The 21,040-nt window shown below is 44.3% G+C and carries 18 protein-coding genes, 5 tRNA genes and 1 other annotated feature; of the genes, 3 read left to right on the forward strand and 20 right to left on the reverse strand.

Annotated features, from left to right (window positions below; all coding sequences use genetic code 11):
• Window positions 1-358: 358 nt before the first annotated feature.
• Both Q5873_RS07525 and Q5873_RS07530 read right to left on the reverse strand, forming a co-directional pair.
• Complete coding sequence (locus tag Q5873_RS07525; protein ID WP_303060213.1) at window positions 359-1,060, reverse strand: DUF554 domain-containing protein; 702 nt, start codon at window positions 1,058-1,060, stop codon at window positions 359-361.
• A gap of 24 nt (window positions 1,061-1,084) precedes the next feature.
• Window positions 1,085-2,635: a nitrite/sulfite reductase gene (locus tag Q5873_RS07530; RefSeq protein ID WP_303060215.1), complete on the reverse strand. Its 1,551-nt coding sequence runs from the start codon at window positions 2,633-2,635 to the stop codon at window positions 1,085-1,087.
• 326 nt (window positions 2,636-2,961) lie between these two features.
• On the opposite strand from Q5873_RS07530, the gene rocF reads away from it, so the two are divergent.
• Window positions 2,962-3,882, forward strand: coding sequence for an arginase (gene rocF / locus Q5873_RS07535; protein ID WP_303060217.1), 921 nt, complete (start codon window positions 2,962-2,964; stop codon window positions 3,880-3,882).
• Window positions 3,883-4,078: 196 nt separating this feature from the next.
• On the opposite strand, the gene Q5873_RS07540 is transcribed toward rocF, so the two are convergent.
• From Q5873_RS07540 to Q5873_RS07585, 10 genes are all read right to left on the reverse strand, one after another.
• A complete protein-coding gene (locus tag Q5873_RS07540; protein ID WP_028254647.1) occupies window positions 4,079-4,621 on the reverse strand; it encodes a hypothetical protein in 543 nt (180 codons plus the stop codon).
• Window positions 4,622-4,871: 250 nt separating this feature from the next.
• On the reverse strand, window positions 4,872-6,224 hold the full coding sequence (locus tag Q5873_RS07545; protein ID WP_303060219.1) for an MATE family efflux transporter: 1,353 nt from the start codon (window positions 6,222-6,224) through the stop codon (window positions 4,872-4,874).
• Between the two features lie 90 nt (window positions 6,225-6,314).
• Window positions 6,315-6,390 (reverse strand) — tRNA-Val (locus Q5873_RS07550).
• Window positions 6,391-6,395: 5 nt separating this feature from the next.
• Window positions 6,396-6,472: transfer RNA gene (locus Q5873_RS07555), tRNA-Arg, on the reverse strand.
• A gap of 81 nt (window positions 6,473-6,553) precedes the next feature.
• Window positions 6,554-6,627 (reverse strand) — tRNA-Gly (locus Q5873_RS07560).
• 5 nt (window positions 6,628-6,632) lie between these two features.
• A tRNA-Pro gene (locus tag Q5873_RS07565) sits at window positions 6,633-6,709 on the reverse strand.
• A 73-nt stretch (window positions 6,710-6,782) separates the two neighbouring features.
• Window positions 6,783-6,859, reverse strand: a tRNA-Pro gene (locus Q5873_RS07570).
• Window positions 6,860-7,049: 190 nt separating this feature from the next.
• On the reverse strand, window positions 7,050-8,462 hold the full coding sequence (locus Q5873_RS07575; protein ID WP_205088372.1) for a sodium:solute symporter family protein: 1,413 nt from the start codon (window positions 8,460-8,462) through the stop codon (window positions 7,050-7,052).
• Window positions 8,463-8,619: 157 nt separating this feature from the next.
• Window positions 8,620-8,831, reverse strand: a binding site (T-box leader).
• Between the two features lie 68 nt (window positions 8,832-8,899).
• Window positions 8,900-10,171 carry an MFS transporter gene (locus Q5873_RS07580; RefSeq protein ID WP_303060221.1) on the reverse strand — a complete coding sequence of 424 codons (1,272 nt, stop codon included), beginning with the start codon at window positions 10,169-10,171 and terminating at the stop codon, window positions 8,900-8,902.
• 219 nt (window positions 10,172-10,390) lie between these two features.
• On the reverse strand, window positions 10,391-11,284 hold the full coding sequence (locus Q5873_RS07585) for a LysR family transcriptional regulator (protein WP_288189971.1): 894 nt from the start codon (window positions 11,282-11,284) through the stop codon (window positions 10,391-10,393).
• 361 nt (window positions 11,285-11,645) lie between these two features.
• Here Q5873_RS07585 and rpsD point away from each other — a divergent pair, with 361 nt between their 5' ends.
• Window positions 11,646-12,233, forward strand: coding sequence for a 30S ribosomal protein S4 (gene rpsD, locus Q5873_RS07590; RefSeq protein ID WP_028254651.1), 588 nt, complete (start codon window positions 11,646-11,648; stop codon window positions 12,231-12,233).
• 211 nt (window positions 12,234-12,444) lie between these two features.
• Here the strand turns inward: rpsD and Q5873_RS07595 are convergent, their stop codons facing one another.
• Both Q5873_RS07595 and Q5873_RS07600 read right to left on the reverse strand, forming a co-directional pair.
• Entirely contained in the window at window positions 12,445-12,879 is a 435-nt protein-coding gene (locus tag Q5873_RS07595) for a hypothetical protein (protein ID WP_276627063.1), read from the reverse strand.
• 58 nt (window positions 12,880-12,937) lie between these two features.
• Complete coding sequence (locus tag Q5873_RS07600; protein WP_288301537.1) at window positions 12,938-14,041, reverse strand: DUF362 domain-containing protein; 1,104 nt, start codon at window positions 14,039-14,041, stop codon at window positions 12,938-12,940.
• Window positions 14,042-14,318: 277 nt separating this feature from the next.
• On the opposite strand from Q5873_RS07600, the gene Q5873_RS07605 reads away from it, so the two are divergent.
• Window positions 14,319-15,332 (forward strand): histidine racemase CntK family protein, encoded by a 1,014-nt coding sequence (locus tag Q5873_RS07605; protein WP_303060224.1) that lies wholly within the window; start codon window positions 14,319-14,321, stop codon window positions 15,330-15,332.
• 210 nt (window positions 15,333-15,542) lie between these two features.
• Here Q5873_RS07605 and queF read toward each other — a convergent pair whose 3' ends face one another.
• The 6 genes from queF to Q5873_RS07635 form a co-directional block, all read right to left on the reverse strand.
• The gene (gene queF / locus Q5873_RS07610) at window positions 15,543-16,040 is read right to left on the reverse strand and encodes a preQ(1) synthase (protein WP_276627072.1); all 498 of its coding nucleotides are present in this window, start codon (window positions 16,038-16,040) and stop codon (window positions 15,543-15,545) included.
• Window positions 16,027-16,620: a QueT transporter family protein gene (locus Q5873_RS07615; protein WP_303060225.1), complete on the reverse strand. Its 594-nt coding sequence runs from the start codon at window positions 16,618-16,620 to the stop codon at window positions 16,027-16,029. The genes queF and Q5873_RS07615 overlap by 14 nt, the downstream gene beginning before the upstream one ends.
• A 186-nt stretch (window positions 16,621-16,806) precedes the next feature.
• Window positions 16,807-17,685: a 2-oxoacid:ferredoxin oxidoreductase subunit beta gene (locus Q5873_RS07620; protein WP_028254657.1), complete on the reverse strand. Its 879-nt coding sequence runs from the start codon at window positions 17,683-17,685 to the stop codon at window positions 16,807-16,809.
• Window position 17,686: 1 nt separating this feature from the next.
• Window positions 17,687-19,438, reverse strand: a complete 1,752-nt coding sequence (locus tag Q5873_RS07625; RefSeq protein ID WP_338117104.1) for a 2-oxoacid:acceptor oxidoreductase subunit alpha — start codon at window positions 19,436-19,438, stop codon at window positions 17,687-17,689.
• Between the two features lie 480 nt (window positions 19,439-19,918).
• A complete protein-coding gene (locus Q5873_RS07630) occupies window positions 19,919-20,491 on the reverse strand; it encodes a nitroreductase family protein (protein ID WP_303060228.1) in 573 nt (190 codons plus the stop codon).
• Window positions 20,492-20,641: 150 nt separating this feature from the next.
• Window positions 20,642-21,037 (reverse strand): hypothetical protein, encoded by a 396-nt coding sequence (locus Q5873_RS07635; protein ID WP_303060230.1) that lies wholly within the window; start codon window positions 21,035-21,037, stop codon window positions 20,642-20,644.
• Window positions 21,038-21,040 lie beyond the last annotated feature (3 nt).

The following is a 21,040-nucleotide window of genomic DNA, read 5'->3' on the forward strand; positions in this document are numbered from 1 at the left end:
ACGGCGTAGTCACTATGGATTTTTTATGTGTTCAGTTTCATTTTACAATTAACCATAATAAAAATCTCTTTAACGCATGGGCCAAAATTATACTTCTCCATATAACTTACACTATGGAATTAAAGGTGTTCTAGTAACTATCTACACAAAAGTCTGATTCTACTCATCTGCTCATCAACTAGACTAGCAAGATAGTTACATCACATCATCAAATACTCTATCATTAACATCCATTAAACTTTTTTATTCCCTCAAAAGCCATCTATTCCTCAAAACAAAAAGCGATACTCATACATCGCAAGAGTGTCATTCACAAGACCTGACCTCTTAGATATATGAGTATCACTTTATTTTTTATTTACTTCCACAAGCTAACGATGACTACCCAAATGACGGGTACGAGCAATGCCGGCAACATATTCACGCTTTTAATCGGCTTGATGCCCAAGATAGCAAGACCGGATCCGAAAATCAAGAACCCACCGACGATGGAGATTTCAGTCATAAGCACCGAGTCAAGAACCGTCACCAACTGATGCGCCAACAAATAGAGGGACCCTTGCCACACAAAGAGAACGACAGCGGCGAAAGCTATCCCCAATCCATAAGTAGTCGCCAATACCATGGAGGTAACAAAGTCCAGCGTCGCATTGGTAAATAAATATGTGTGATTTCCGTAAAGGGCACTGTTAATAGGCCCTAAAATCGACAAGGTACCGATACAAAACAACATAATCGCCGTTGCCAAACCTTGGCCCAACCGATTCGCATCCGTTCCTTCTCCACGCTTGCCAACGCGTACCACTATATTTTTAAAGCGCTGTTCCAAATCCCAGCAGGTTCCCAATGTTCCACCGATAGCCAAACTGGCAATGAAAAGAACCGGATAGGTACTGTGCGGTAAGTTTTGAATAACCGCTGCCAGTCCCAAACCAACTGCGGCCATCCCCATGGCATCGTACAGCATTGTTTGATACTTCTCGCCTAAGCCTGACTTTATGACGCTACCGATAAGGCTACCGATGATAATGGCTGCCACATTTACAAAAGTTCCAATCATAGATGCACGCTCACACCAATCGGCTTAGTCAAATTTTTTAACCAAGGCCATAAATTCATCCTTGTGTGCTGCATACCACGGTGCGAACGAAGTCTTCGCCTTCGTCAACACGCGACCCAACTCAACAAAGAATACCGGTAGTTCTTCTTCGGTAATTACCGCTACACGATTACCCAATTTTGTATCGTGCAAGTCACAACTGCCATCCATGCTAAGAGCAAAGGCCGGCACCACCGCATCATTTACTTTTTTACTAAAGCCTTGTAATCCGAGAAGACCTACTTCATGAGCACCGCAGGAGTTCGGACAACCGGATACACGGATCTGCGGTAACAGAGCTTCATCTACGTCGCCAGCTGCTACCACGGCGTCACGAATCTTGGCAAGCATGCCGGAAGAATCGCGCAAACCAATCTGACATACCGTGCAACCAACGCAGGAAATGGACGTATCAAAATCGGTGGTAGCATTATCGGCTTCCACAATCTTAGCCACTTCATCGGCTTCTTCGGCATTCAGATTAATAATATACATGGATTCATCCGTATTAAGACGCAACGTAACATCCTGCAACGGATAAATATATTCCAACAAACGCAAGAAGGTCTTCGCATCCGGATCGCCGCCGAACGGATGATAATTTACATAATATAATCCCGGCTGCTCTTGTTCCGCGGCGCGCTTCGTCGTAGGCACACCGGTACCCTGTTTAGTGACACCGGCTTCTTCCGGTACAATGTCGAGCTGCTGAGTTTCTTTTGCATTAGCCACGTATTCGTTAAACACGCGAATAAATTCATCGGCCCCTAAGCGTTCTACAATGTAACGGCTGCGAGCACGCGCTTTATTTTTGTAATCGCCAAAATCTTCGTAAAGCTTGCCCATAGCATACATATAGTACAGCACGTCCTTAGGATCTACGCCGGCAGCCACCTTCGTAGCCACTCTCGGATTGGCACCCAAACCACCGCCGGCATATACAGTGAATGTTCCATCCTGTTCGGCAATGAATCCTAATTCTTTACACGTAGCATGACCTTCGTTTTCACAACCGGAGGAAAACGCAATTTTATATTTACGCGGTAATTTTAACGTCGTAACCAACGTCATCAAATAATTTTGTGCCGCTGTAAAATAAGGAGTCACATCAAAGGCTGCGCCCTTACCTACACCGCGAAGAGGAGCCCCCGTCATATTACGCGGATTGTCCCCACCGGCCCCACGGGTATAAATGCCTGCAGCATGTGCTTTCGGGAATAAGTCAATCACCGTATCAGCATCTAAGTGATGAAGCTGTAAGGATTGTCCCGTCGAAATATGCGTGAATGTAATCGGATGCTCCTTCATCGCATCAATTAAAAATTTAATCTGTGTTTTGTCGATAGCACCACCGGCAAAACGAAGACGCAGCATTACGCTGTTAGCCCCATGTTCGCCATAGCACCCTTGACCGCCGGAAATCTTTTTGTAATCACCGGGCGCTAATGTTTTATCAAAAAATTGTTTTGTTGCTTCCGCAAATTTAGGATACCCCTCAATAAGCGCTGCTTTTACGGATTCACTGACACCTGCCATAATTCCATCTCCTCTTCTACCTACTACTAACCTGTACAATGGATTACGCGACTGCTATCTCACTATACGCCGACCTATATAATCCACTTACCTAAGCTTATATGATTTTATTTTACTGCAAATCATAGGTAAAGTTAAATGCAACTTTGCGATATCATAGCCAGTATTATATTAATTTTGTACAATATCATTCTACATTCGTATTTTACTTTTCCTATCTTTTTTCGTTATATTACAGGTGTAAGCTCTATTCCGAGCTGTTAAGGAGAGTGGTTCTTCTGTCACTCCCTACATATATCTATTTTGATGCGGAGGTGTTAACACGAGTGAAAAATATTACAATTTTAGGAGTTCCCATGGAACTCGTGGCCGGACGACGCGGTGCCGATATGGGCCCTGCGGCTATCCGCCACGCCGACTTGGTCAATCGCTTAGAAGCTATGGGCAAAATTGTCGAAGATAGAGGCAATATTCATGTCCCCGTCGGTATGAATACGGCTAATAAAAACATGCGCTATCGTGAAGAAATCTTAACGGTGTGTCAAACATTGGCAGCAGAAGTCTATCAAATCTATAAAGAGGATAGCTTTCCTTTGATTTTGGGCGGGGATCATTCCATTGCCATCGGTTCTATTGCCGGGCTGGCCTGTGATGAACCGAAAATGGGCGTACTTTGGGTAGATGCTCACGGCGATTTCAATACGCCGGAATCTTCACCGACAGGAAATGTACACGGCATGCCCTTGGCTATCAACTGCGGTATCGGTGATGAGGATTTTATTCATATCCAACGGCCGGGAAGAAAAATCGATCCTAAGCGCGTCGTCATCGTTGGTGCTCGCGATCTTGACGGCGGTGAAGTTATGCTTCTTCATAAACACGGCGTCACTGTATACACGATGGAAGAAGTCGAGCTCTACGGTATTCAACATGTCATGCAAGAAGCTATGCAATATTTGGAAAAAGTATCTTCCTGCATTCACATCAGCTTCGACATGGATGCTATCGATCCCAGCGAAGCACCCGGTACCGGCACTCCTGTACGCGGCGGCTTAACCTACCGCGAAGCACACTTTATTATGAAATACATTTCTACATATGGACCACTCATTACTTCCTTGGAAGTTGTTGAAGTAAATCCAATTCTAGATTTTCAAAATAAAACAGGCGAACTCGCCGTTGAACTCATTGAATCCTTCTTCGGCAAGCGTATTATGTACAGCTCCGAGATTGATGAGTTAATATAAAATAGGTAATTATTAAAAGTATCTAAACATACAAACAGCCCTGCATATGGTTGGCAATATTCATAAAAAGTTGCTACACCACGTATACAGGGCTATATTCTTCTTTAGATCATTTAACGTTTTCCTTAGGTTATGTAATTTTCATCATATAGATTTATCATTTCAGCAATTCTTTTTATTCCCCATCCATTTTACATTATCGTTCAATATCGATCTCGGTTATTATATACTCACCCTTATTGTTCTTATACAATTGAAACCAGATGCCTGACATATAATCAGTTCGTGGGATATATTGCCCATAAAAAATCGTCGCTTTTCTTCTATCCTTATCGGAATGATGTACTCTATCCGGTTGGAAATCAAAAATATCTGCTTCTGCCAGTTTTGTAATAGAATCACCTACCGCTATATTACCGACTATAGCTGCATCACGATTTGTAAGAATCACCCTTACTAATTGAGCATTATCTTCCGTTTCCTCACCTTTCAAACAATAAAAATCCGTTCCTCCATAGCTTAGTATATATGTCCCTTCGCCACGTACAAGGCGAAATTGAGTTTTCGTCGGTTCGCCTAAGCTTCTGATTATGTCTGCCTTTTTAGCGCCCATAGGCACCCCTAACACCGTCATATAATTATCGGGAATCTTATGTCCCACTATTGACGAAGCTGATGCCATAAACACGCCAAAACACAATACCATTAACATAGATACGACAATCCTAACCGTTTTCATGTTCATACTCCTCCTTTAACTAACACCAAAATTCGGTTACCTATATATTACCACAAATTCCAATATAAAAGGCGGCAACAGAAATGAATATCTTCATCTGTTGCCGCCTTATCGGCTATTACAGCGATCCTACACACGATTACTGTAATTTCATCTTGTACGCTCTTACTACTTTATTATATTTCCATTTATTATATTTCCCTTTACTATACTTACCTCTGCTGTACTTGCCTCTGCTGCACGTTTCTCTTTATGCAATAGCCATCCGTCTTTTCAATCGCATACGCATGCGCCAGTACATAGCACCAATTAAAATATCTGCGGCTAGCCAGCTGACAGGATAGCAATACATAATCATCGTGAACGAAGGATACATTTCACAGATTGTATAAATCCAAACAACGCGAGTCATGCAAATGCCAATGGTCATGGCAATAGCCGGTGCCAGGGAATGTCCAAAGCCACGCATCGAAGCGGATAAACTTTCATAAATCGTGCACAGAAAGTAAAAGCCCACAATCAAATACAATCTGGTCACACCTAACTCAACGGCTTCTTCATCAAGTCCGAAGAACTGAAGAAATACTCGTGCTAATAGCAAGGCCACCACGGTCATACCAGCGGTAAAGCCAAAGCTTAACAATGTTCCGTAATAAGCCACCTCATGACTGCGTTTTTCATTACCAGCCCCATTATTTTGTCCCGTAAATGTTGTAATCGCCTGTCCAAAGGCGATGATAAACGGATAGGTGTTCAATTCCATAACCAGGGAAACACCGGAAGCCGCCATAGCCTCAGCTCCTTGGTTATTGATCGCTGCTTGAATAATCATATTGGCCACATTGAATACCATCCCTTGCAATCCCGCCGGAATGCCAATGCGCAAAATTTCTTTTACATCTGCCTTATTAAGATGAAACGCACCGGGATAGATATGAAGCACACCGTGCCCATATCGCAATAGCCGCAACAGTAGAATCGGTCCCACATAATTGGCTGCCACCGTAGTACCGACTACACCTAATAACCCCCACCCAAGGGATACCACAATGATATCTGCCACGGCATTACAGATACCGGCCAGTAGCAACGCCAATAAAGGAGTTCGTACATTTCCGTAGCTTCGATAAATCGCCGACACAAAATCATACATGACCATTCCCGGCATTCCCAATAGGAACACCCGCAGATATAATTCTGCATCATCAATTACTTCCGGCGGCACATCCATATAATGAATAACCGGCGTAACCAGCATCTCACCTAGCACAGTAAAACCAATGCCTATCAATGCCGCCAGTACCAATGTGGTATGAATCGCCACAGAAGCCGCCCGATATCTCCGGCCTCCCATGTAGCGTGCAATGACAACATTGGAACCTAAGGAAACACCGATAAATAAGGTAACCAATATGCCAATAATAGGTATGTCGTTGCTCACTGCCGATAATGCGGCCGTCCCCACAAAACGTCCTAAAATAAAAATATCTGTTGTATTAAATAATTGCTGCAATATGCCAATCATCGCTACCGGAATAGCAAAATTAAACAAAGGCCGCAATAGCGGCCCATGAAGCATATCAATACGCGATGGTCCCACCATACACTCACTTCCTACTTTTCACCTGTAATCGGTTGTCAGTACCCAATCATACAAAAAGAGCCCCGCACATACATGCAAGGCTCTTAGCCATGGTGGACGATGACAGGATCGAACTGCCGACATCCTGCTTGTAAGGCAGGCGCTCTCCCAGCTGAGCTAATCGTCCATGTCTGGTGATCCAGGAGGGATTCGAACCCCCGACCCACGGCTTAGAAGGCCGTTGCTCTATCCAACTGAGCTACTGGACCATATACTACAACATGATATATGCTCAATACATATATCACCGTCATATCTATACTATATATCATTTTATCCGCATAAAAAAATGGAGCGGGTGAAGGGAATCGAACCCTCGCGACCAGCTTGGAAGGCTGGGGCTCTACCATTGAGCTACACCCGCATACGTGGTCGGAGCAGCAGGATTCGAACCTGCGACCCCCTGGTCCCAAGCCAGGTGCGCTACCAAACTGCGCTATGCCCCGATATTTGCAGTTACCTCTATTCCGGCGAACCGCTTGTATCGTATCAAGTTATCATAACCACTCGTATAAAAAGTGGTCGGGACGACAGGATTTGAACCTGCGACCTCCTGGTCCCGAACCAGGCGCGCTACCAAACTGCGCTACGTCCCGCAACAACATTGATAGTATAGCATATCATATAGGGCAATGCAAGTGCCTTTTTAAATTTATTTGATGATTTCTTCTGCCACACTTTCAACCCATGTGTTTTCTTTTCACAAATAGCAAAGACTCTTGGCAGCTATCCCCCAATAGCTACCAAGAGCCTTTATTGTATGTTAATTTAATCGCTTCTTATATATTAGACGGATGCGTGTTCCAATTCTTCGTCCACTACAATTTGTCGGCGACTGACCAACGCACTAACACCAAAGGTCAGTCCGCAAACAATCCATTCCAAATAAATCACATGCGGCACCACTCTGACAGCGGGCACAAAATTCCATGCCAACAGAGTAATCACTGCCATTACCAATGTATAGAATGCACCTTCCTTACTGCAATAACGCGGAGCAAAAAGTGTCATCAATACAATCACCGAAAAGGCAGCCATCAAACTCAAGCCCTGCATCAGCGTAGCAATAATTCCGCTAATGGTAAGAGCAAACACAAATGTTAACAATCCCATGGCCACAACCGATGCTTTCGTAATGCGCGTGTAATTAGCTTCACTTACGGAAGGATTGATAAAGCGTTTGTAAATGTCTTGCGAAAATAATGTGCCCGAACTTAAGAGTAAATTACATGCCGTACTTACATCCGCTGCCCATAAAGCCGCCAACGTAATTCCTGCCAGCAGCGGGTTCAATGACATAATCAACTGCGGTAATGCCAAGGTAGGACTCATACCGGGATATAGTTCCGAAGCAATAACACCGAGGTAAGCACTGACGAAACCTATGGGCAACATCAGCAAACCGCCCAACACAAATCCTTTACGAGCTACTCCTACGGTTTTAGCACCTAAGGAAATTTGAATAATACTTTGCAAAGATAAATTTACGGTAATCAAGGTAACAATCCAAGTAAGAATTGTCATACTGCCTACGCCGTCTACCAGATCCAGCGTAACCGCTGTGGGGGCTGCCTGTGCAATAGCCGCCGTACCGCCCATTAACTGTACCGCTACATATGCAGCACAAGCTATACCCGCATATTTTAACGTAACATTAAGTAAATTAGAAATGCTGGCCGACCACATACCGCCCATCATCGTAACGCCGATAAATACAACAGCACTCATGATCATTCCTGTGGTCATATCAAAAATACCTGGTAACAATGCTGCCAAAATGGTGCCACCAGCTACGTACTGCAAACTCATTACACAAAGCTGTACTAAAATCTGAATAGCAATTCCGGCTATCATACTCTTCTTATCGTAATAGCGTTCCAACATTTCCGGGATCGTTGTAATATTGAGTCTCCGATACCGCTTGGCTACTACCATTCCCATGACAATAGCACCGATCCCCCAAGCCGCCGTATACCAGCCGGCAGAAATGCCATGCACATACGCCTGTTCCGCTACGCCGATGGTAGACGCACCGCCGACGGCTAAGCCTACAATCGATACCGTAATCAACGGCGTTGTCATACGCCGTCCCGCCAATACATAATTCTCTGCATTCCCCGTGCTGAGCCGTTTAGCGGCCAACGAAATTAACAACAAAACCAATACATACAATCCTACTACCACTGCCGATACTATCATGTGTGTTCTCCTTTCCACCGCCGGGGCTAGCAGTGTGTCTTCTCTCGTCTTTTTCAACCATACTATCAATTACCAATAAAAAAATCGCCCCCTCCAAGGGACGATGACGAATCGCGGTACCACCCTCATTGACGATTCTACAAAAAAAGGGTGGCACCCAAGGGACGGATATATCCGCGGTACCACCCTACTTATCTCGAATCGACCAACTCACAGCTTTAGTAACGACAGCTACGCCGGCACAACCTACTTTAATTCAGCCATGCAGTTCAAGAAGGAACTTCACTGCCCCCTCGTCTCCGTTTTTCACCAACCAACGGCTCTCTGCGCACAAGCAAGACAACTACTTTCTTCTATCATCACTGTTATACATTTGTAATTGATAGCTATATTCTACTGAAACAACTGTTTCTTGTCAATAGATTTATCGGCAAATATTAATGTTGCGCTTGCTCTTTACCACACAAGGCTACATCTGCTGCATCGTGATCCACTGCGTTTCCGGTTTCACCTTGCACCATATCCTGCGATGGTTTTTCCACATGGCGTCCGTATAAAAGATAATACAGGACAAAGCATCCTAAAGCGACCACGGCCGTTACATCATATACACCGGAGAAACCGAGACTAGGACGAACAAAGCCAAGCATGTACGGACCTACGCCAAGGCCGAGGTCCAAGGTAATAAAGTAAGTCGATGTAGCTACCCCTACACGATTCAGCGGTACAAGCTTGACACAAACAGCTTGTCCGTTTGACATAAATGTACCGTAGCCAAGGCCGACGAATACCCCGGCCCACAGCAAGGCTGCACTGGACTGCGCCGTACTGATCAGCCATAAGCCGATAGCCAATGCAATGTAGCATGGATAGAGAACAAAGTTTTCACCTTTTCGATCAAAGACAATACCCAACAGCGGACGCGTTACAGTAATAACGACGGCATAAACGACGAAGAAAAAAGTACCCGCTTCTACTAAATTAATTTCGCGGGCATATGCAGCCATGAAGCTGAGTACGCTGGAATAACAAAAGCCCATAAAAAGACCAACGATGGCAATTGGTGCTACCAACGGTTCCAAATAATCCGAAATGCGCATGCCATGTCGTTCTTCTGCCGCATCATTGTGCAATGCCCGTTCGTTGAATTGAATTCCCATCGTTCCCAACAAACAGAGAACAATCAAAAATACGCATAAGCTGATAATGAAATAAAATCCAGTCAAGTTGATAAGAAGCATCCCCAAGAACGGTCCCACTGCTGCTGCCAAACTAGTGCTTAGGCCGTAATAGTTAATGCCTTCACCGCGGCGCGATGCCGGAACAATCGCTGCCACAATCGTACTGGTTGCCGTTGAAGCCACGCCGTAACCAATACCGTTAAGCAAGCGCACCACATACAGCACCCACAGATTAGGCATGTAAAAATAAAATACAGTAGTAATCAGATAGATGCCCAAACCGGCATATAGCATTTTCTTGCAACCATATTCCTCAACGAAACGGCCGGCTAACAGCCTAGCCACTAAGGTGCCTAAAATAAAAATACCCGATGCCAATCCGGCTTCAGCCAACGAAGCTTGCAGATTGTCTTTTGCTACCACGGTAATAATAACCATTAACAAATAATAAATTAGATAAATCAATAAGTTAACGACCGTGTCCAATATAAAGGCAGCGGTCCACAGCCTGTCTTTGCTGCTGTTCATGCTATCATCCTCACTCTGTAAAATCTCAATCATACTAAATCAAATATTTTTATTATCATTGTTACGTAACGCCAACGATTATAGTCTTTATTTGGTTTAATGTATAACTCAACTTACATATATTTGATATAAATTTTTATGATAATAAAAACTCGGCACCCTAAAAAAGGATGCCGAGTGTAATCACATCTGTATATATTTTCATAACAGGAGAATATATTACAACGTATTGGCTTGTTGACCGATATAATCCATAAAGGTTTTCATTGTTTCCCACTTTGAGTTATTGTTACGATATACAAAGCATACCTGCAACAACAACGGTTTAGCCAACGGATAAATGCCTTCCGTTTCTCCTAAGGACTCCAATAAGCTCTTGGATATTAATGCGCCTGCGGAATTTTTCTTGCAATAATCAATCATTGCGTAGGGGTTTGACAAACGGATGGTCTGCGGCAATGCTTGACGCCCTTCTTCCGAAAAATAAAACTTAAGACGCTGACTCATGAAATATTTCGGCGGGTACATAACCAATGGATAGGTCAACATTTCTTCACAGGTAATCGGTTCCGCTACTTCACGGTTAGGTGCAAAATAAGCTACTGAGTCCTCGCGCAAAGCCACGCTTTCATAGGCACTCATGTCCTTGTTGTTCGGCAAGTAACAGGTGCCGATATCTATGCGGTTTTCCCTAAGATCCAAAAGCATCTCTTCCTCTTCCATATCGTATACGGAAATGGAAAAGTCCGGGTTGCGCTGTTGAAAGTATGCAACGTACTGGTTCATGCGCACATCGCCGATACTCCGCAAAATGCCAACGTTCAAAATTGGGCGTTCTAACTTATTGGCAAGGCGAATACTATGGATTGCTCTCTCCAATGTTTCAATAATATGTTCTGCTTCCGGCAAAAATTTTTCACCTTCCGGCGTTAACTGGCTACCGCGGGTAGAACGCGCAATAAGGCGTACCCCTACCAAGCGTTCCAATTTTTTCATCTGCGCACTGAAGGCAGACTGGGTAATGTTCGCTGCCTGTGCGGCCAACGTAAAATTGCCCATTTTGCTATATGTTATAAAGCTTTGTAATTCTTGTAAAGTCGGTAATTCATCCATAATTATCCGCTCCTCGTTCACAACCTACCAAACAGACTACTGCCTCTTTATGCAGCCACTTAAGCATCATCACCACAATTACAGCCGTCAATTATCAACTTAACCATTAACTATCAACTTAAATGATAATATTACCGGCTGTATGTATTCTTTTCTTATTATAGCATATGATTCTAATTCACTCATGCATTTTATATGGGATATCTAAAAAATTTATATTTTCTCTTTATGTCCTTCTATTCTCGGCGCCTTATTCCTTATATTCAATTAATACCTTGCCAGGTATCCGTTAAATATGATATTATTATCGGGTACCTATATGTGGTACAGGTTTAAAAATTTTATATGAGGTGATAATCACATGGCAACGAGAAGAGAAGCACGCTTTAAGCTTTGCCGTCGTTTCGGTGTAAACGTTTTCGGTCATTCCAAAGCGTTAAAACGTGTAAAAAAAGACCAGAGACAGAAAAAAATGTCTGAATATGGCACACAGTTATTAGAAAAACAGAAAGTTAAAGCATACTACAACTTGCTTGAACGCCAGTTCGTACGCTATTATGATAAAGCTAAGAAGATGCCGGGCGTTACGGGTGAAAACATGCTTAAATTGTTAGAATCCCGTCTCGACAACTTGGTATACCGCATTGGTTTCGGTAACTCCATCCGTCAGGCTCGTCAGATGGTAAACCATGGTCATATCTTGGTTAACGGTCGTCGTGTTGACATTCCGTCCTACCACTGCAAACCGGGCGATGTTATCGAACTTCGCGAAGCATCTCGTGACAACGAAATGTTCAAAACTAACTTCCAGGAACTTCGTTCTTTCGAACTTCCTTACATCGAAAAAGATCTTGACGCTTTCAAAGGCACCTACACTCGTATGCCGGAACGTGAAGAACTTCCGATCGAAGTTAACGAAACTCTTATCGTCGAATTGTACAGCAAATAATTTGATGATGTTCAAAAAGCCGCTGAGCATATGCTCGGCGGCTTTTTTGTGTTCTGTTTACTACGGCAGTCATACTGTATCCCTTCATATCCTTCATATCCCTTCCATCGACCACTGTTTACCGGTTAGCCAACAAAACGTGTTGGCATGGTTTTTTTGATTCGGTTATAAAAAAAGAGACCCGGTTTCCCGAGTCTCTTCTCTATTCGCGTTATTCCACAAACGGAATTCCCAATGCTTGCTTGGACAACTTATTCAATACTACCTTATTGGTCACACTGTTTGTTGGAATAGGCTGCCAGTACGGCGCCTTTTCGCTGCGAATATCAAGAATCCATGCTTCCTTCGTAGCGTAATTCAATTTATACACTGCGCGGCCGCTATACAATCGATCACCATCCGGTCGCACTTCCATAGAGTTTACGGAAAATACATACACCGGCGGCTCAGAATAATCAACCGATACAGTAGGCACCGTATATACAGTATAGAAGCCTTGATGCATAGCCGTAGCCGCAAATGTATGACTTTCATTATAACTGTTCCAATCCGGTCCGTTTAGCGGCATGTCTGCCGACGCCGCTCCGATCCCCAGTGCTGACACCATCATCGCCAACACTGCCATTCGTTTACCTACCCATTTCATAGTCTAATCGCCTTTCGTTACAACCACTACATCTACACGACACCCAATTCCACGTTACTTATTTTACCTCTACCAGACGATACGCACGCGTTCCTAACCCTAAATCTTCGGCGCGTTTTAAAGCTGCTTCCCAGTCGGTATCCGGTGACACATCGTGGAAATGATCCCAACCGTGTTCTTCTTTTTCATCCAACATACTGCCCGGCATAATCGGCTGTTTATTAACCGCATCAACGCACGCTTGATCCAAAGCTACCAAATCATAGGAAGCAAATATCCCCACGTCCGGTACGATAGGCACATCATTTTCACCATGGCAATCGCAATACGGCGATACGTCTACAACAAAGCTGATATGAAAACGAGGACGATTACGCACTACGGCAGCCGTGTATTCCGCCATCTTTTCGCTGAGTACCGTATTGGCTTCATCCCACATCGGCGAAATCGCATCCACCGGGCATACACCAACACAACGGCCACAGCCTACGCATTTTTCTTCCGTAATAAACGATTTACGATTGGTTACATGCACCGCATCATGGGCACAGTATTTTTCACACTGACCGCATCCAATACAAAGCTCTTGCTGAACGAAAGGCTTACCCGCACTGTGCTGTTCCATTTTGCCGGCACGGGATCCACCGCCCATGCCTAAGTTTTTAATGACGCCACCAAAGCCGGCGGATTCATGTCCTTTAAAATGTGTCAGCGAAATAACAATATCCGCTTCCATCAACGCGCGGCCAATCTTTGCTTCCTTCACGTATTTGCCATCCGGCACCGGCACTTTAATTTCATCAAGCCCTTTCAACCCGTCGGCAATAATAATGTGGGCTCCCGTATTGTACGGATTGAACCCATTTTGGTACGCTGACTCGATATGATCCAGCGCGTTCTTACGACCGCCTACATACAATGTATTGCAGTCCGTCAAAAACGGTTTACCACCGAGTTCTTTAATAATTTTTACCAAGCGCGCTACATATTGCGGGCGCAGATATGCCAAATTCCCCGGTTCACCGAAATGCATCTTGATAGCTACATATTTATTAGCAAAATCAATTTCTCCGATTCCGGCTTTTCGTACCAAGCGTTCCATTTTATCCAATAAACTTTCACCGACGCGGGTGCGCAAGTTTGTAAAAAATACATCCGACATACCTATGTCATCTCCTCTTTCTACCATAATACCTACTTATAAGCGGAGTGCAACACAGCTCGGTTAAACCTGCTGTCGGCACATGCCAACTTCATTATCTCTGGTTACAATACATATATATTGTAATCTATTTTAGAAGAATGTGCCATTACTTTTCATGCATAGGTATGCGCAAATTCCAAAGAGAATACTATGGATACGCCCATTTCTATGGTACACTGAAAGAAAGTTCACTACATTTCATTATAGCTTCCCCTCAGCAAAGGAGGTTTTGTCCATGTCATCAAATTACCAGGACACATCACGTACTGCCAAGACGATTGCATCCACAGTGTCATCGAAACAAGATAGCCATCCCCGGTCTGTCTCACTCCATTTCATAAAAGTAAATCCGGCCGGCAACATTACTATTCTCGTCGATACGCCGATAGAAGACGAAGCCAGACCAACCATAGCCAATCAATTGATGGCATATAACCATCTGCATGCCGAACAGGTCGGCTTCCTTAGCTATCCTTCTAACGGCAGCCCTCGAGAAATCCCGATTCGATTGACCATGATGGGCGGAGAATTTTGTGGCAATGCCACACGGTCTGCTGCGTCTTATGCAGTCTACGCACGGATGCTAGCGCCCGAAGCTGACGGAAGCTATCAACCATTGGTATATTGTTCCGGGTCATCCGCTCCTATTCGCTGTATCGTGCGACCAACCGATCATCCCTTTATATTTTATGCAGAGGCCCATATGCCATCACCGCAAACCGTTGACATAATACATATATCGTTTGATACATGGACCCTACCATTACACCGTGTTACCTTCCCCGGAATTACTCATTATATTGTTCCCATACGTGCATGGTATGAGCTATCCCCATCTATCGTCGGTAATGCCTTTCATACCGAGGGATTATTAGCAGATGCTGTACGCCCTACGTTACACCGATTATTCGATTCACTGTTTTCTCAATTAAAACACCAAGAAACAGCAGCTGCCTTCGGCATCATGTTCTATGATACTATACGCCAAGAGATGGTGCCGGTTGTATATGTAGATGCTACCGAATCCATCTTTTGGGAGCAAAGCTGTGCCAGCGGCACTACAGCTGTGGGGGCGGCCTTATTAAGTTCTCACCGGGGCAATCAATCACTTACCTTGCATCAACCCGGCGGCACCTTAACCGTTCATCAGCGTTGGCATACGGTGAGCCATGATGATCAATCATTATGTCCTCAGTATTATCTGGATGGACCTGTGCAAATCACGGCCATCGGAGACGCTTTTTTATAATAAACATCACTGTCATTGGGTATCGTAGATGTTTACACATATAGTATACAGATACTACATGTGAGTATAATGAAAAAGACACAGTTACTATTGTCCGATAGTGACTATGTCTTTTCTTATGTACCTATTGACACGTTATGCTATTATATATTTCTTAATCTACCTACACTACACCTGTCTCACTGCATATTGCCATAGGCCAACATGTTGCTATCTATATGCTACCCGTTCCGGCTGCATATCATGAAACTGCAGTCGTTCCTTTGCCACTCGTTCCCAGTCAGTATTCGGCTTTCCGTAATTGGCATAAGGATCTATCGACAAACCGCCGCGGGGTGTGAATTTCCCCCACACTTCAATGTACTTCGGCGACATTAATGCAATTAAATCTTTCATAATGATATTTACACAATCTTCGTGAAAGTCACCATGATTTCTAAAGCTAAACAGATATAGCTTTAAAGATTTACTTTCTACCAGTCGTTCATCCGGTACATACGAAATGTATATGGTTGCAAAATCCGGTTGCCCCGTCATCGGGCATAGGCTCGTAAACTCAGGACAATTAAACTTTACCCAGTAATCGTTCTGCGGATGCTTATTCGGAAACGATTCCAATACCTGTGGTGCATAATCGGTCGGATAGGTAGTATGATGCCCCAATCCATGAACGCCCTGCAATTCCTCTTGTGTTCTACCGCTTGCCATAGCTTCTTACCTCCTTGGATGTAAACTCATCATGCGCTGCTATTACACCTTCGTGACTACTCATTACCATAGCATCATACTGATTTGGTGCCGTCTCTTTAGCCATAGTACCGTGGACACGCTCAATAGCATTTACTAATATATAGCTGACAATACCGCAGATGACTTGGCCCACTAGCAGACTACTTGCCAATATGATGTACGGTACCTGAAGTAAATATGCCAGCCAAAGGGGTACAACTAATCCCGGGATAAAAGTAATGATAGGAATAACTATCCAATTACCAAGTCCCATTCGCTTTCCCCATGCCGCTGCGCCGGCACTGAGAAGACCCACTATACAACCGCCGATGGCATCAATCGGTCCCAGCCCGCCCATAATCATATTGCTGATTAAGTTTGCCAAGCCGAATACAGGCACAGAAAAAGGGAATAATGCCGCCAAACCGTACAACGCCGTTGCAATTCGCACCTGGTATTGACCAAAAGCAAATCCTTGCGTGGCCATCATGATGACGATGTACAATGCCAACAAAATTCCCGAAATAGTAAGTTTTCTCGTGTGTGATACTCTGTTCATTTGTTTTTCTCCTTAGTTTTATTTATAGACAGGATGGTTACGAACTGTCTTGCTCGCACAAGCGCGAGACAATGTCTATATTATAGCGAATCTCCTTCTTCTTGGCAACCGTCATACAAAAAAGGTCTCCGGCACACACCGGAGACCTTTTTTTCATAAGCAACACTGTATACTGCTTATCCTATCTTATTTAAATTCTTTACAAAGATCAGCAAATACATCGGCATTCGGTTTTACAACGTCATGAACCAATGCACGCGGATGCGGACCGCCGTTAACAGCTGCCATTGCTTTTTCAAAGGACGGCTTGGTATCATCACGATAAATCAAACCGGTTACCAAACCTTCGTGAGCGCCCAATGTCTGCAATGCCTGTACGCGGTTTGTCGGATCATATCCTTCTACAGTGCTCAAAGAAGTTAAGTGTTCTTTGAACCAGTCATAGCTATTGCGTTTGTTATACGTTACGCACGGACTGAATACATTGATGAAGGAGAAGCCTTCATGCTGCATGCCCTGTTTAATCAATTCAACCAATTCGGCGCGGTTAACCATATAGCTCTGCGCTACAAAGGTAGCACCGGATGCGATTGCTGTTTCGCAAATCGGTAACGGAGATTCGAAGGATCCATGCGGGGATGTCTTCGTTACAAAACCAATATCGGAACGCGGAGATGTCTGACCTTTCGTCAAGCCATATACATGGTTATCCATAACAATGTACGTAATATTTACATTGCGCTTGAAGGCGTGAATGGTATGCCCCATACCGATAGCGAACGCATCACCGTCACCGCCGGCACATACAACGTTCAGATCCTGGTTGGCCAATTTAACCCCCTGTGCATACGGCAAGGCACGACCGTGCGTCGTATGAGCACCGTAAGTGTAGAAGTATCCGCCGATACGGCTGGAACAACCGATACCGGAAATAACGGCCAAGTTTTCCGGAGAAATATCCAGTGCAGCCACTGCATCGGCAATAGCTGCCTGCACCCCGTAATGACCGCAGCCCGGGCACCAGTTAGGACGAATATCATTTCTGTAATCGTTAGCTGTTGTCATCTTATAAAACCTCCTTGATAGCTTTCTTCACATAGGATGCCGTAAACGGATTACCGTCATATTTCAGGCAGCTGTGAATTTTGCGTTTTTCTGGCATGTTAATGCGGAACATGTCTGCCAACTGTGCAGTAGCATTCTGTTCACAAATAACAACCTTCTTCGCATTTTGATAGAACGGTAAAAGCTGTTTCGTCGGGAACGGTTTGATAAGACGAAGCTGTAAATGGTTAACTTTATGGCCTTCTGCTTCCAATTCGGCTACCGCTTCTTCGATAGCACCGCGGCTGGAAGCAATACCGATAACGAGCACGTCACATTCGTCATGCTTAGCATTGTTAAGGAACGGTTCATAGTTATCGGCTACCGTTTCTAATTTACGGAGACGCTTATCCGTCTGCGATACGTGCATAGACGGTGCTTCTGCCGGTTTACCTTCTTCATTGTGTTCAAGACCCGTGGAAAGGAACAAACCATTCTTCATGCCTGGAATCGTACGCGGCGAGATACCGTCTTCTACGAGTTCAAAGCGTTTGAAGTAGTGCGGGCGTTCCAATTCCGGAAGGTCTTCTTCCTTCATCAACTTGCCGCGGTTAATCGGCACGCGGTTGAGATCAAAGCTCGGTACCGACTGCTTATTAAGACCTTGCTGTAAATCAGGCATAAAGATAACAGGGCACTGATACTGTTCGGCAAGGTTAAATGCTTTCTGTAATTCGTAGAAGCATTCTTCGATGCTGGTCGGGGAAATAACGATATTCGCATAATCGCCATGAGCATTATGACATGCTGCGTTGAGGTCAGAGGTTTCTACCTTTGTTGCCATCCCTGTGGATGGGCCGGAGCGCTGCACGTCAATAACAACCATCGGCAACTCGGCCATGGAAGCCATGGATAAGGATTCTGCCATAAGGCTGAGACCCGGACCGGATGTACATGTGAAACCGCGAACACCGGCATATACACCGCCCATAGCCGTCATGCAAGCGGCAATTTCGTCTTCCGTCTGTACAACGGTTGCACCGATTTTATCCATTTTCTTAATCATGTATTCCATAACTTCCGAAGCCGGCGTAATAGGATAGGAAGCCATGAAACGAGATCCGGCAGCAATAGCACCTAATGCCAATGCTTCGTTGCCGAGAAGGAACATCTGATCCTTCGGCTGCGGTACCGGTAATGTTTCGATTTCTACATCGCCCTTGCTAGCCAATACCAATGCATGACCATCTTCAAAGGCGTTAAGGTTCTTGTCTACAATATCCTGCGATTTTTTCGCAAATTTTGCGGCAATCGCCGTTCTGAACGGCGTCTTGTCAAAGCCCAACAAAGCAACGGACATACCGAGTGCTACGATGTTACGCATCAACAGCGATCCCTGTTTCATAGCAGTTTCGGTAATCGGCAATGCCAAGCAGGTGATCGGTGCGCCATCAAATTTAGAGAAGTCCGGATTTACTTTGCTGTCGCAAATAATAAAGCCGCCTTCACGCACTTCTTCACCATGTTTATCAACAGTTTCCTGGTCAAGTGCTACCAAGAAGTCGATTTTTTCACCAACGGTCATAATCGGTTCTAACGCAATGCGCAAAGCGAAGGTCGTATGACCACCTTTAATACGCGATGCGAACAAACGCTGGCTATATAAAGAATAGCCTTCTTTTGCGAGGATTGTCGCCATGATTTCGCCACAGCTTTCAATCCCTTCACCTTGCTGGCCGCCCATTTTCCAGATAAAATCTTTACGTTTTTGCAAGAGATTCACCCTCCTTAGGATTTCACATTGGACTTAGAAAGACTGTTCAACAATGTATGTAAAAAAATGTATACTAATCCAATCTTTCAACTACACCAATAATAGCATTTTTATGTAAAATTAGCAATCATGCACAATCAGTCATAGAAGGCCTCCATGCATAGGACGCAAAGGCAGGCTCATATTGATTCTATAGGATATACACTGCCTTGTATTATTGCCTGTTCCCGTTAAAGCACGCACTATCAAGCTTTTCTTATTTTTACCGTCCCCGCCAAATGCTCATAGTATTCAAAGACAGGGTCATACCAAAAGAATATTTATTCGTCTTACCAGATTATTTACTCTCTGTTGTAAGAATTTCTTGTACAATTCAACGAGAGTACCGGCTGCTATGACAAATTAATATACCACTTGTATTGCTATTTAATATTCCAATTACAGTTCTATTAGCTGCTTACTCAATGTTAGTACCAATGACTATTCACTGCGCCAATCCATCAATGTATCCACATCTTCACGCCACCGTGGATACGGTGCTTCTGCCGGCACACCAATGGCAATGGCCGCCACTAATTCATCGTTACGTCCCCACCAGCTTTGAATCTCCTCTTCACATTGAAATACGTCACAAATCCACAGAGTACCTAATCCTTTTTCCGTCGCTGCCAATAGTATTGTCTGAATTGCAGCACCAATCGACTGTGTGTCCATCACGCGACGATAGCGTTTGTCATTGTAATCTTGTTCTAATGGAGCGTACCGATTACCTACCAATATGACAGCCCCGGCTTCTGCTATAGCCCGTGCACTGATGCGCAAGCTACCAAATACTTCGCCGCAACTTTCTTTATCGGTAGCCATTTGCCACAATATACTTGCCAGTTCGCGCTTCGCCTTACCAGTCACTACGGTAAAATGCCAAGGCTGCCTATTTTTTCCCGACGGTGCGCGCCCTGCCGTAACAAGTAATTCTCGTATCGTCGTTTCAGCAATACTCTCTCCCGTAAATCTCCGAATACTACGACGTTTAGCTGCTATCATATCTATCATAAGATCAACTCCTTCTTACCATCGTTACGCAGTTTCAACTATATTATGACCTGTTTCTATCAAAAAAGGAGAACCCTTTCGAGTTCTCCCAAACATAATAATAACCAAATATAATACCAATCACATCATTTACTAACTACACTATTCTCTTTATTGTCGATGGCTAAGGTCGGCATCCTCTACGCTGCCACGGATAACTCTCGATACTTCCTCACAGGATTGTATGCCATCTTCACCAACCGCAAAATGTGCATACACCTCTACCTCACTGGGTGTAGCCTCTGATTTCTTCCACACCTTTACATGATGATGCGTAAGAACCGTCTCCTCATAAGCCGCTGCGCCCAACACGGTGACCATCAATCGAGACATTGCTGAACGTAACGCTTGCAAATGAGATATAAACATATCATAGGACAATATATGCCTATCGCTTTTTTGCGTATAGGTATTTGCAAACCGATTCGTCATTTTCTCAATGATTCCTTCTGCATGCAACTCATTAAGCAAGAGCAGGGTATCTTTCACATAAGCTCGGGCATCCATATT

This window comes from Veillonella magna (assembly GCF_959600285.1).
GTDB classification, from domain to species: Bacteria; Bacillota; Negativicutes; order Veillonellales; family Veillonellaceae; genus Veillonella_A; species Veillonella_A magna.

What these genes read in the sequence shown, in the direction of transcription:
- rpsD (WP_028254651.1), top strand. Translation starts at nt 11,646, where the DNA reads ATGGCAACGAGAAGAGAAGCACGCTTTAAGCTTTGCCGTCGTTTCGGT.
- Q5873_RS07620 (WP_028254657.1), bottom strand. Translation starts at nt 17,685, where the DNA reads ATGACAACAGCTAACGATTACAGAAATGATATTCGTCCTAACTGGTGC.
- Q5873_RS07575 (WP_205088372.1), bottom strand. Translation starts at nt 8,462, where the DNA reads ATGATAGTATCGGCAGTGGTAGTAGGATTGTATGTATTGGTTTTGTTG.
- Q5873_RS07530 (WP_303060215.1), bottom strand. Translation starts at nt 2,635, where the DNA reads ATGGCAGGTGTCAGTGAATCCGTAAAAGCAGCGCTTATTGAGGGGTAT.
- Q5873_RS07540 (WP_028254647.1), bottom strand. Translation starts at nt 4,621, where the DNA reads ATGAAAACGGTTAGGATTGTCGTATCTATGTTAATGGTATTGTGTTTT.
- Q5873_RS07580 (WP_303060221.1), bottom strand. Translation starts at nt 10,171, where the DNA reads ATGAACAGCAGCAAAGACAGGCTGTGGACCGCTGCCTTTATATTGGAC.
- Q5873_RS07630 (WP_303060228.1), bottom strand. Translation starts at nt 20,491, where the DNA reads ATGATAGATATGATAGCAGCTAAACGTCGTAGTATTCGGAGATTTACG.
- Q5873_RS07605 (WP_303060224.1), top strand. Translation starts at nt 14,319, where the DNA reads ATGTCATCAAATTACCAGGACACATCACGTACTGCCAAGACGATTGCA.
- Q5873_RS07595 (WP_276627063.1), bottom strand. Translation starts at nt 12,879, where the DNA reads ATGAAATGGGTAGGTAAACGAATGGCAGTGTTGGCGATGATGGTGTCA.
- Q5873_RS07525 (WP_303060213.1), bottom strand. Translation starts at nt 1,060, where the DNA reads ATGATTGGAACTTTTGTAAATGTGGCAGCCATTATCATCGGTAGCCTT.
- Q5873_RS07615 (WP_303060225.1), bottom strand. Translation starts at nt 16,620, where the DNA reads ATGAACAGAGTATCACACACGAGAAAACTTACTATTTCGGGAATTTTG.
- Q5873_RS07600 (WP_288301537.1), bottom strand. Translation starts at nt 14,041, where the DNA reads ATGTCGGATGTATTTTTTACAAACTTGCGCACCCGCGTCGGTGAAAGT.
- queF (WP_276627072.1), bottom strand. Translation starts at nt 16,040, where the DNA reads ATGGCAAGCGGTAGAACACAAGAGGAATTGCAGGGCGTTCATGGATTG.
- Q5873_RS07585 (WP_288189971.1), bottom strand. Translation starts at nt 11,284, where the DNA reads ATGGATGAATTACCGACTTTACAAGAATTACAAAGCTTTATAACATAT.
- Q5873_RS07545 (WP_303060219.1), bottom strand. Translation starts at nt 6,224, where the DNA reads ATGGTGGGACCATCGCGTATTGATATGCTTCATGGGCCGCTATTGCGG.
- Q5873_RS07635 (WP_303060230.1), bottom strand. Translation starts at nt 21,037, where the DNA reads ATGGATGCCCGAGCTTATGTGAAAGATACCCTGCTCTTGCTTAATGAG.